This window comes from Streptomyces sp. M41(2017) (assembly GCF_002078175.1).
In the GTDB taxonomy this organism is placed as follows: Bacteria; Actinomycetota; Actinomycetes; order Streptomycetales; family Streptomycetaceae; genus Streptomyces.
On sequence record NZ_MWFK01000001.1, the window covers coordinates 1,394,657 to 1,406,425 of the forward strand.

At 72.8% G+C, this 11,769-nt stretch carries 9 protein-coding genes and 1 tRNA gene; 6 read left to right on the plus strand and 4 right to left on the minus strand.

Annotated elements, in window-relative coordinates; translation table 11 throughout:
• Positions 1–260: 260 nt before the first annotated feature.
• A complete protein-coding gene (locus tag B0675_RS40415; protein WP_107482762.1) occupies positions 261–635 on the plus strand; it encodes a DUF485 domain-containing protein in 375 nt (124 codons plus the stop codon).
• A complete protein-coding gene (locus B0675_RS06085; RefSeq protein WP_081217718.1) occupies positions 635–2,269 on the plus strand; it encodes a cation acetate symporter in 1,635 nt (544 codons plus the stop codon). The genes B0675_RS40415 and B0675_RS06085 overlap by 1 nt, the downstream gene beginning before the upstream one ends.
• A 21-nt stretch (positions 2,270–2,290) precedes the next feature.
• On the opposite strand, the gene B0675_RS06090 is transcribed toward B0675_RS06085, so the two are convergent.
• The 3 genes from B0675_RS06090 to B0675_RS06100 form a co-directional block, all read right to left on the minus strand.
• Positions 2,291–3,178: a cellulose-binding protein gene (locus tag B0675_RS06090; RefSeq protein WP_081217719.1), complete on the minus strand. Its 888-nt coding sequence runs from the start codon at positions 3,176–3,178 to the stop codon at positions 2,291–2,293.
• A 377-nt stretch (positions 3,179–3,555) separates the two neighbouring features.
• Entirely contained in the window at positions 3,556–6,402 is a 2,847-nt protein-coding gene (locus tag B0675_RS06095; protein WP_081217720.1) for an SUKH-4 family immunity protein, read from the minus strand.
• Between the two features lie 7 nt (positions 6,403–6,409).
• On the minus strand, positions 6,410–7,468 hold the full coding sequence (locus B0675_RS06100) for an SMI1/KNR4 family protein (RefSeq protein WP_081217721.1): 1,059 nt from the start codon (positions 7,466–7,468) through the stop codon (positions 6,410–6,412).
• Between the two features lie 228 nt (positions 7,469–7,696).
• On the opposite strand from B0675_RS06100, the gene B0675_RS06105 reads away from it, so the two are divergent.
• Positions 7,697–8,200, plus strand: coding sequence for a YwqJ-related putative deaminase (locus B0675_RS06105; RefSeq protein ID WP_081217722.1), 504 nt, complete (start codon positions 7,697–7,699; stop codon positions 8,198–8,200).
• An 80-nt stretch (positions 8,201–8,280) separates the two neighbouring features.
• Positions 8,281–8,814, plus strand: a complete 534-nt coding sequence (locus B0675_RS06110) for an SUKH-3 domain-containing protein (protein ID WP_081217723.1) — start codon at positions 8,281–8,283, stop codon at positions 8,812–8,814.
• Between the two features lie 332 nt (positions 8,815–9,146).
• On the opposite strand, the gene B0675_RS06115 is transcribed toward B0675_RS06110, so the two are convergent.
• Entirely contained in the window at positions 9,147–10,589 is a 1,443-nt protein-coding gene (locus tag B0675_RS06115) for a histidine kinase (RefSeq protein WP_081217724.1), read from the minus strand.
• A 160-nt stretch (positions 10,590–10,749) separates the two neighbouring features.
• Here B0675_RS06115 and B0675_RS06120 point away from each other — a divergent pair, with 160 nt between their 5' ends.
• Positions 10,750–11,631: a hypothetical protein gene (locus B0675_RS06120; RefSeq protein WP_179165257.1), complete on the plus strand. Its 882-nt coding sequence runs from the start codon at positions 10,750–10,752 to the stop codon at positions 11,629–11,631.
• Between the two features lie 15 nt (positions 11,632–11,646).
• Positions 11,647–11,718, plus strand: a tRNA-Gln gene (locus tag B0675_RS06125).
• Positions 11,719–11,769 lie beyond the last annotated feature (51 nt).

The following is an 11,769-nucleotide window of genomic DNA, read 5'->3' on the forward strand; positions in this document are numbered from 1 at the left end:
CCCAGCTCCCTGCGGTCCCCGCACCGGACCCGAGCCACGCAAGGAGAACCGGGATGCCCGACGCATTCTCGTCCCCCGAGCACCCAAGGCCACGCCAGCAGCACCCGCAGCACCCGTACCGGCAGAACCGGCCGTACGACCGGAATCCGCAGACCCCGCCTCCCCAGCCGCAGGGAGACCCCTCCTCCCCCGCGTATCCCCCTTACCAGCCGCCTCGGGCACGGCCCCCTCAGCAGCCGTACCAACCGGACCAGCCGCACCTGACCTATCCCTGGCAGCCCCGGCCGAAGCCGCCCGAGCCGGCCCCGCGGCGCAGGCCGCGCCATCGCGCGCTCGGGCAGCACAGCGACATCCGCGTGCTGCGCGGCGCCTACCGCCGGCAGCGCCGCGTCGCGACCCTCACCGCGCTCGGCTACTTCACCCTCTTCCTCGTCCTGTCCGCGTTCGCCCCGTCGCTGATGACGAGCACCGTGTCCGGCGGACTGTCGACCGGACTGCTCCTCGGCCTGCTCCAGGTCCCCGTGACCTGCCTGGCGATCGGACTGTACGAGCACAGCGCGCGCCGGAGCGTCGACCCGATCGCCGACCGGATCCGCAGACAGGCCGAACTGGACGCACGGCGGGAGGCGGCATGATGACCGGGTTCAGCAGTTCCGCGCAGACGATGTCGCTGGTGGCGTTCACCGCGGTGGCCACGATCACGCTCCTGCTGTGCGTGATGACGGGCCCGGACCGCGACGACCTCGACGAGTTCTACACCGGGTACGGATCGCTCTCCCCGATGCGCAACGGCCTCGCCATCGCCGGCGACTACATCTCCGCGGCGACCGTCCTCGGCACCGGCGGCGTCATCGCCCTGGCCGGCTACGACGGCGTCGTCCTCGCCCTGAGCACCGCCCTGTCCCTGATGCTCCTGATGTTCCTGCTGGCCGAACCCCTGCGCAACGCGGGCCGGTTCACCATGGGCGACGCCCTCGCCCGCCGCACCCCCGGCCGTGCCGTCCGCAACACGGCCTGCGCGGTGACCATCGTCGCGCTGCTGCCGCTGATGCTCGTCCAACTCGCGGGCGCCGGCGACCTGCTGGCCTTCATCCTCGGTTTCTCCAGCGACTCCCTGAAGACCGGCTGCGTCATCGGCCTGGGCGCCCTGATGATCAGTTACGCGGCGATCGGCGGTATGAAGGGCACCGCCCTCATCCAGATCCTGAAGATCGTGATGCTGCTCGGTTCGGGCGCCGTGGTCGCCGCCCTCGTCCTGAACCGCTTCGACTGGAACCCCGGCGCCCTCCTCGACAGCGCCGCCGCGAACAGCGGCGTCGGCGCCGCCTACCTCCACTCCGGGCTCCAGTTCGCGGGCGGCTCCAACCCCCGCCTGGACATGATCACTTCGGAGCTGACGGTCGTCCTCGGCGGCGCCTGCCTCCCGCACGTCACCATGCGCATGTACACCGCGGGCAGCGCCCGGCAGGTGCGCCGCTCGCTGTCCTGGGCGGTGCCGTGCGTCGCCCTGTTCGTCCTCGTCATCGGCGTGATCGGGTTCGGGGCCACCGCCCTCGTCGGGCGGGACGTGATCGTCGCGGGCGACCCGCAGGGCAACACGGCCTATCTGCTGGGATCCCGGGCCGTGTTCGGCGCGTCCGTCTCCACCGCCGAGACCCTGCTCTTCACCACGGTCACGACGGCGATCTTCCTGACCCTGCTCGCCTCCGTCGCCGGGATGATCCTGGCCTGCGCCAACTCCCTGGCCCACGACGTGTTCGCGCACAGCCGGTTCTTCCGGGGCCGCCGCCGCGGCGACGAGCTCTCCCCGCGCCGCGAGATGCTCCTCGCCCGCGTCTCCGCGCTGGCGGTGGGCGGACCGGCCATCCTGCTCGCCACCCTCGCCCAGCACCGCAGCCTGCAGCCCCTGATCACGCTGTCGTTCTGCCTCGGCGCCTCCGCCATCGCGCCCGCGCTCGTCTACAGCCTCTTCTGGCGCCGCTACACCCGAACCGGCCTGCTCGCCACGCTCATCGGCGGCACCCTCACGGTCCTCCTCCTCATGCCCGGCACCAACCTCGTCTCCGGCTCCCCCACCGCGGCCTTCCCGGACGCCGACTTCAACTGGTTCCCGTTCACCACCACGGGCATCGTGTCGATCCCGCTGGGCTTCGCCTACGGCTGGCTCGGCACGGTGGTCTCGGGCCGCCGCAAGGCCGAGGAACAGCGCCGGCAGTACGAGGCGGTGGAGGGCTGGATCCTGGCGGGGGCGGTACGCAGGGGAAGGTGAGGCCGCTGCCGGCGAGCCGGGTCACTCGGCGGGGGCGCGCCCCGTCAGCGACATGAGGCTGCTGCGTACGTGGTCCATGTGGGCCCGCACGTCGTCCCACCGCTCCCCGTGCTCACGCAGCACCCGCTCGGTCTCGCGGGCGATCCGGTCCTCGCGGACCCGTGCCTCGGCGATCACCTCGGCCGCCCGCACCTCCGCCTCGTCCTGCCGGCGCCGGTCCGACTCCTCCGCCTCGGCGAGGGCCCGGCCGGCCTCGGCGAGCGCGGCCTCGGCGCGGGCCACCCGGTCCTCGTGGTGCGCCTCGAACGCGGCCTCCCGTTCGACGGCGGCCCGTTCGGCCTCCGCCCAGCGCACCGCCTGCTCCTTCTCCTGTTCGACGAGGAGCCCCTCGGTCCGCCGGCGCACCTCGCGCAGCCCGGCCAGGGCCTCGCCCCGGTTCTCCTTGACCTCGCGCCGCGCGGAGATCCGTACGTCGTCGGCCTCGGCCCGTGCGGCGAGCAGCCGTTGCCGGGCGTGCTCCTCGGCCTCGCCGCACACCTCGTCGGCGTAGGCCTGTGCCGCCTCCCGTACCGCTCGGTCCGCCGCCTCGGTCTCCTCCACCGCCGACCGGACCCTCTGCCGCGCCGCTTCGCGCAGCGCCTCGGCCTCCTCCTCGCCGAGCTCGAAGATCCGCCGGGCCCGCTCACCGAGTTCGTCGTACGTCTGCGGGACGAGCCCGGCCACGGCCTCCCGCATCCGCTCCGCCTCGGCCTCCATCTCCTTCTCCAGCACGGTCAGCCGGGCGGCGCGCTCCCAGGCGGCGTCGCGGTCCGCGGAGAGCGCCGCGGCGTACGCGTCGACCTGTTCGGGACGGTAACCACGTCCCCGTACGGCCATGAAGCCGTGCGGTGACACCGATGTGCTGCTCATCCTTTGACCCCTCTCCGCCGACCCACACAAAATGACGATTTGGCGCACATCTTGATGGATCACACGGAAGTGTTCATAACGCGACACTCCGCCCGCAGGTTCGGACGTGAAGGGGTCGTTCACGCGTCATTTGAGGTCAGGAGCCTGCGAGGAGGGTGGCGCGCCGGGCGCGGAAAGGGCGCACCCGACCGTTCGGACGGACCCCCGGACGGACGCGCCCTCTCACAAGACGGGACCGGACGGGAACGCGAACGCGTCGGGCCGGAACGCCCCCACACACACGACGAGGCGCCCGCCCCGTCACCGGGCGGGCGCCTCGACCGTTCTCCGCAGCGGCCCTGCCGCCGCCGCGCTGTTCCCCTACCTCCGCATCGCGGCTACAGGAGTCCGTCCCACATCTGCTCCAGCAGGACCGACCACCAGCTCTCGGGCGAACCGAGCGCCGCCGGGTCGAGCGCGGCGAGCTGCGCCTGGAAGTCGACGGTCCAGCGGCCCGCCTGCTCCTGGTTGAGCCCGAACCGCAGCCGCCACATCCGGCCCAGCAGCCCCAGGCAGCGCGCGAACTCGGGCAGTCCCGTGTTCACGAACTGCGGCGGCACCGGAACACCGCCCGGACCTGCCTCCACCGGCACCGCGACGATGTTCGCCGTGCCGTACTGGACACAGATCGCCTTGCCGAAGTCGCTGCCCATGACGAGGTACGAGCCCGCGTCGGGACCGGCCGCCACCCCGCGCTCCTGCGCCAGCTCGGCGAGCGTCGGCACGGGCCGGCCCGGCTGGGCCTGCGCCCAGAAGAACGGCCCCATGTCGAGCGGCAGTCCGGCCACGACCAGGGTGTGCGCCACGATGTCCGGCACCCCCTGCCGCGACACGGCGCCCTGGTCGAACCGGAACACACCCGGCCCGAACGCGGCCGCCAGCTCCTGCCCGATCGCCTCCGGCGGGACCGGCGGCGCGGGGTGCACCGGCGGGATCGGCGCCCGGACCGGCGCGGGACGCGCGGGCCCGTCCGCGACCTGATGCAATTCGCCCTGATGAGCCAGGAGTTGATGCATCCCCTGCTGCCGGCTCGCGTGGTCGGTGCCGTACGGAGCGATGCTCGTGATCCGCGCCTGCGGCCAGGTCTCCCGGATCATCCGCGCGCAGTACGCACCCGGCAGTTCACAGGACTCCAGCTCCGTGTGCAGCTCCAGCACCTGCTGCGGCGGCACGTTCATCGCACGCAGCTCGTGCAGGATCTGCCACTCCGGATGCGGGGTGCCCGGCGCGGACCGGCGGATCAGCTGCTGCTCCGAACCGTCCTGCGCGCGGTAGCGCAACACCGCCTGATAGCCGGGCCCGACGGTCGGCTGCGCCGCCTGCGGATAGCCGTACGCGGGCGGCTGCTGACCGGGCAACGGCCCCGGGACACCCGGCGGCGTGCCGGGAGCCTGCGGCGGCAGCGGCGCCCCGGGGCCACCGACCGGCGGACCCCCGAACACCGTCGCCGCGTGGTGCGCCCCGCCCGGAGGCATCCCGCCGGGAGGCTGCGGCGCACCGGGAGCACCCGGCGGCTGCGGCGCGCCCGGACCACCGACGGGAGGCCCGGCGAGCATCGTCGCGGCATGGTGCACACCGTCGCCCGGAGGCGTACCGCCCGGCGAGCTCGGCGCGCCGGGACCGTTCTGCTGCTGCCGGGGAGCGCCCGGCGCACCGGGTGCGCCGGGAGTGCCCGGCGCCTGCGGAGCGCCCGGACCGCCCACCGCGGGCCCCGCCAGCATGGTCGCGGCGTGGTGCACACCGTCACCCGGAGGCGTGGCGGCCGGGGGCCGGGGTGCGCCCGGCGGACCCACGGGACCCTCCGGCCCCTCGGGACCGAGCTGCGGGACGAGACTCGTCGGCACGTACCCGCCCGCGGGAGCACCGGGAGCACCCGGCCCGGGCGGCGGCGGAACGCTGCCCGGCCGTGCGCCCGGCACACCCGGAGCGCTCGGCGGATGCGGCGTCCCCGACCCGGCCGCGCGGGCCCCGCGCGGCGGCTGGGCCTTGCTCGTCGCGGCGTCGGCGATGTCACCGGCGTGCGGCGGCAGCGGCCGTTCCGGCGCCGCGGGCGGCGTGCCGGGAACACCCGGAGCCTGCGGAGCGGCGGGCGGCGGCGTGCCGGGACCGTGCGGGAACCCGTACGCGGGCGGCGTCCCCTGCGGACCGCCGGGAGGCGGCGTACCGGGACCCTGCGGATAGCCGTACGAAGGCGCAGCGGGCGGCGGGCCCGCGGGCTCGCCGTGTCCCTGCGCGGCACCGGACGGCGTGTCGGGGCCGGGCTGTTCGACCTTCGGGGCCATGGCGGTACGCGGAAGCCGACTGCCCCCGGACATCAGGGCCGTCTTGGCCTCCGGCAGCGAGGCGGGCGGCGGGGTGCCGGAATCGTCGGAGCCGGTCAGCGGCGGCGCGAACACGGTCGCCGGCAGCGGTACGGAACGGTCGTCCCCCGCGTCGGCGTTCGTGTCCGTCCCGGCCCACGGCGTCGCGTCGGCGGGCACTCCCGGCGTCGTGTCCCGCAGGTCCGGATCCGCGTCGTCGGCGCTCGCGGCGGCCGGCCACGGCGTGGCACCACCAGGAGCGGACGGCACACCCGGAGCAGGAGTGGGCGGGGCGTCGGCGGGCGGCGGAACCGGAGCCGGCGGTGAGGAAGCAGCGTGCGCCCCCGGCGCGGACGGAACACCGTACGCCCCCGAATGTCCCGATGCACCCGGAAGCGAACTCCCGTCCCCCGAAGCACCGTTCACGGACCCGTCGCCCGAAGAAGCGGCAGCCGCAGCCGGACGCGATCCCGCCCCGTCCGACGCCCCCGCACCCGCACGCCGGTCCGGAATACCCATCCGGTCCGCGGCCTCCTGCAACCACTCCGGAGGACTCAGCAAGAACGACGTCTGATTCAGATCCACCCGCGCCGGAGGCTCCGGCGCCGGCTCGGGAGCACCGTCCGGACCCCCGTACTCCTCCTCGTACCGACGGATGACCTCACCCACCGGCAGCGCGGGCCACAACGTGGCCTCCCCGCTGTCCCGGGCGATCACCAGGCGCTGCGCACCCCCGTCGGAACGCGGCCCCTCGGCCCGGTCCTCCGCCCACACCACGAAACCGAGTTCGAACTCCCGCACCCGCACCTCACGATGCTGGTACCCGGGCACGTCCCCGTTGATCCACTCCTCGGCGCGCTCCTGCGCCTGCGCGAACGTCACCATCGCAAGCTCACTCCCCCACCGAGGACACCGAGGACACCGAATCCGCCGGCCCCTCGGACTCCGACACCACGGACACCGCGTACGCGAACCCGCCGTCCACCATCAGATTCGCCACCGTCTCCAGCTCCGGCGGATTGCCCGCGAGCCGCGACAGGAACGCGTCGAAGTCCTCCCCGCACGGCAGCAACAACCGCTCCACCCGCTCGGCCGGCGGCCACGCGTCCTGGTCACGGGCATCGTCGAACGCGCAGAACCACACCGAACCGATCCGGTCGCCCTTCACCTTCACCGCCAGCAGACCACCCTGCACGAACCCCACACCCAGGTAGTCCTTGGTCAGATGGTCGCGCAGACACTTGTTGACATAGACCAGATCGTTCACCGCGGCCTCGTCCCGCACCGTGAAGAACGGCTGGTCCACCAGCAGCCCCAGCTCCGCGTCGAGCGCGGCACCCACCGGCGCACACCCGCCCGCGGCCTTCAGGAACGACCGATAGGCACCCGGCAGCCGGTAGCCGAGATCCTCCTCGACCCCCTGCACCTGCTCCTCCGTCACCGCGACCGACGACTTCGGCAACCCGAAGTGCGCGGGCCGCGTCTCCTGCAACGGCCGCGTCCCCCGCTTGTCCTGATCCACGACCGTCGTCGCCACACCACCGTGATGCCGCAACAACGCCTTGACCTCGACCGGCACCAGCTCCAGCCGCCTGGTCCCCGCCACGTGATGCCACGTCCACCCGTGCGGCGTCGCCACCGACGGGATCGTGTCCCACAGATCGTGCCCGGCCGCGGCCAGAGCCGCGTTCGCCGAGACATAGTCCGTCAGCCGCAACTCGTCGACACCGAACCCCTCCGGGGGCTCGGCGATCTCCGCGGCAGCACGCGCGTAGAGCGAGAAGTCGGGATAACCGTGCTCGTCGATCCGCACACCCCTGGGATGGCGGGCCGCCCGGACAGGATCCGGAAAATGCACGACCTGCCCGGCATAGGCCGCGTTCGGCGGCACGGCTTGCCCCCCAGCCTGGCGGCTGGGAGGTGCCCCCAGCCCGAGCCGACCTGTCGTCATGGCTGTTGCCCCCTGCGGCGTTCTCAGTAGCTGGATGGAGCCCGGATGTCGACAGCCTATGCGGTCGTACGACACCGGTCACCGGGCCTCCGGTTCCGTGACCTGCCGTCACCCCGCCGTGACCCACAGCCGAAGACCGGGCGTGTCGCGACGCCCCAGCTTCCGCACACGCCACGGCATTTGGCAGTCTGTCTCCGCACCGGGGGATGCACGGGAGGGAAAACGATCATGAGCGCGACGCATACGGGCACGTCCGGGGATCCCCGGGTCGGCTGGAGCAGCGACGAGGCACCGCACACCCCCGTCCTCCACCACCGACGCGACGGCATACTCCCCACCGTCGCCGCCGCCCTCTCCGTCCGCGGCGCCACCCTGACCGGCACCGCCGCCCGCGGCGACCAGCCACCCGCCCTTCACCCTCTGGTCCAGGACTTCCTCGACACCCTCACCAACGCCCAGCGCGACCGCTTCACCGGACGCTGCGCCGAGGCCATCCTCATCTCCCGGCACATCGCCACCGCCGACGCCGAACGCAGCAAGCGCGCCGCCCGCAAGCCGATGACCAACGGCGAAGCACGCAAAGCCCTCAAGCAGGCCAAACTCACCGCCCGCCGCATCCGCGAGGACGGCGACCCCCTGCACGGCAGCTTCGCCGCACCCTGCCGCTCCTGCACCGCCCTCAGCGACCACTTCGGCGTCCGCATCGTCGACCCGTCGGCACCGGGCGCCTGAACACCCCCCACCCCCGCACACGTATCCACCACCGGCGCCCCGCGACGCCACCGTCCCATCCCCCGACGAACGAACGGCAGATGCAAGCAGAACGCTCCTCCTCCAAGCTCACCGCTCCCCCCGGGCCCGGGGGACCCACGTCGACCCGCTTCCCCGAACCCGTGGACTCCGCGCTGCGCTCCGCGGGATGGCAGCCCGGACGCTGGGACATAAAGCAGGCCGAGTACTGGGCCGACGCCCTACGAGGCCACGCCTCACCCGCCGGACACCGGCACGCCGTGTTCCCGGCGGCGGTCGAGGCATGGGCGGAGTTCGGAGGACTGCACGTCACCGCCACGGGACCCGGACGACAGGTCGCGCCCGCCGCACTCGACCTCGACCCACTGCACGGACTGCACCTCGCCCGCACCCTCGTCGACCTCGGCCGCGCCCTCGACACCGAGGTCTGCCCCCTCGGCGAGGAGTCCGACTCCCGCGCCCTCCTCGCCATCGACGCCGAGGGCCGCGTCTACACCCTCGACCACACCGGCGACTGGTACGTGGGCGCCCACATCGACGCAGCCCTCACCACCCTCCTCACCGGCACACCCCCCACCCGCCTGACGACGGCGTAACAGACCGTCCCTCGCCCCCTCCGCCCCTACCCTTCCCATCCCTGGGGCTCCGCCCCAGACCCCGCTCCTCGAACGCCGGAGGGGCTGAATTGCACGCACCCGGCACCCGACGAAAGGGCCGTGCCCAGGCCACGCGCGCCCCGCAGTCGGCCTACGCCCGGATCGAGCAGCGGTCCGCTTCTCCCCTCACGTCTGATGCAGCGGCGACGGGCGGATGTACCGGCACGACCCCGCCCCACCCACCGGACCGACACCGCGCCCGCGCTCCCGACAGCACCAGCACCAGCACCAGCACCAGCACCAGCACCCCCAACCGCAACCCACCCGGAGGGCTACGCCGGGATGACCGCCGACACCCGGAACCCCCCGGCATCCGTGGGCCCCGAAACGAACACGCCCCCGAGCGCCGCCACCCGCTCCTTCATCCCCAGCAACCCGTTCCCCCCACTGGGCAACCGCACCGACGACCCCGCGCCCACCTCCGGCGGACACTCGTTCTCCACCTGCATCGCGATCTCCGACACCCGATGCGCCAGCCGCACATACGTCTTCGCGCCCGCCGCGTGCTTGTGGACGTTCGTCAACGCCTCCTGCACCACCCGGTACGCGGTCTGCTCGATCTCCCGCGCATACGCGCGCACATCCCCCTCGACCGACAGCGCCACGACCATCCCGGCCGCCGCCGACTGCCCCACCAGCTCGTCGAGCTCCGCGAGACACGGCCCCTCCACGACCCCGCCGACACCCGGCCCCGCACCCGACACCGCGCCGGCCCGGGACCCGTCCGCCGCCCGCGAAGCCGCCACAGCCGCCGCGACACCCACCGCCGCCAACGGCACCGCCGCGACCGCCGACCCCGAAGACGAGGACGAGGACGACGACGAGGAGGAAGAAGGGGAGGAAGAAGACAGCGCGGCAGACGACGAGGCCGCCGCCGACACCCGCCCGTCCGCCCCGTTCCCCGACCGGAGAACACCCAGCATCTCCCGCAACTCCGTCAGCGCCTGCCGCCCCATGTCCCCCACCAGGGCCGCGTTCTTCACCGCCTTCTCGGGATCCTTCCGCGCGATCGCCTGAAGCGCCGCCGCGTGCACGACCATCAGCGACACCCGATGCGCGACCACGTCGTGCATCTCCCGCGCGATCCGCGTCCGCTCCTCGTTACGGGCCCACTCCGCCCGCTCCTCCGCCCGCTCCGCGAGCAACTGAAGCTCCCGCTCCAGCGAGTCCGCCCGCTCCCGCAGGCTCTCCATCAACCGGCGCCGCGCCCCCATGTACAGGCCGAGCAGCACGGGCGGCGCGGTCATGCCGATCGCGGTCGTGATCGACGCGAACGGGACGAACCAGTCCCCCATCGTCACGTCGCCGCTCATCACACCCTGATGCGTCCGCACGAACGTCACGATCAGCATGCCGGCGAAGGACATCGCCGCCAGCGCGGCGGTGATGCGGCGCGGCAGCTCGGACGCGGCGAGCGTGTACAGCCCGACGAGGCCCATCAGGAACCCCATCTGGGCGGGCGTGATCGCGATGGACACCAGCACGACCGCGATCGGCCACTTCCGCCGCACGAGCAGCACGGACCCGGCGATCACCCCGAAGACGACACCGATCGGAACGGGCAGCCCCGCGTCGTGCGCGAACCTGACTCCCTCGCCCCCGCACTCCGCCGCGGACGCCAGCGCGAGCCCCGCGTCCAGCACGGCACTGCGCCACCTGACCCACCACCACGGGCCGGTCCCGGCCGCGGTGTGCTCTTCCCCCGTCGTGGTCATGACTCCAGCCTACGGGCGGGCCCCGCCCCTTTTCCGGTGAGTTTCACCTACTGGCCTACACCACCCACCCCCTCGAACAGAAGCGAAATCAACAGTTATCCCTCGAACTGTTGACTGACTCACTCTTCGCCCCCGGAAGGTCCGATTCCGCCCGGACGATATGCCCATGGCACATGCACGACGCGACTACGACGACTTCGAGGCACTCCGGGACCAGGCACTCTCACTCCGCGCGGCCGGCCTCAGCCGCCGCCAGATCCGCGACCGCATCCAGGTCCACAACAACGACCTCCTCAACCGCCTCCTCGAAGGCGAACCCCCTCCCGGCCGCCCCCGACACCCGAGGGCGAAGGACGACCTGCGCGCCCGGGCCCGCGAGCTACGCCTCCAGGGCTGGACCTACGACCGCATCCAGCTCGAACTGGGCTGCTCGAAAAGCTCGATCTCCCTCTGGGTACGCGACCTGCCGCGGCCCGAACGGCGAGACCCCTCGGATCAGGCGAAGCTGGCCGCGAGGAAGCGCTGGGAACACGAACTGGCCTTCCGGGACGAGGGCCGCCGGCGCACCAAAGCCACCGCCTCCCGGGAGATCGGCACGATGAGCCAGCGGGAGCTGTTGGTTGCCGGTGCCGCGCTCTACTGGGCGGAGGGGTCGAAGGACAAGTCGTACGCCCGCCGGGAGACGGTCGCCTTCGTCAACAGCGACCCGGGAGTGATCAAGTTGTACTTGGCGTGGCTGGCCCTTGTCGGGATAGAGCCCGAGCGCCTTCAGTACCGGGTCATGATCCACGCAACGGCCGACGTGGAGGGCGCCGAACACTTTTGGGCCGAACTCGTCGGCGTCGGTGTGACCGAGCTCCAGAAAACGACCATCAAGAAGCACAATCCCAAGACCGTCCGGAAGAACGTCGGCGACACCTACCGTGGCTGCCTCGTCATCCGCGTGTCCCAGGGTGCGGAGCTGTATCGCCGCATCGAGGGCTGGTGGTCCGGCATGGTGGACTCAGCCCTGCGGGATCATGCGCCGCCCCTCCTCCGGTAAGGTCTGAGGCAGCAATCCGCCGTGGGGTAGCGGCATCCCGCAGGCCTTTGGAGCCTTGAGACGCTGGTTCGAATCCAGCCGGCGGAGCTACACAACCCGGGCCCTGACACCTCTGTCAGGGCCCGCTCTCATGTCCCT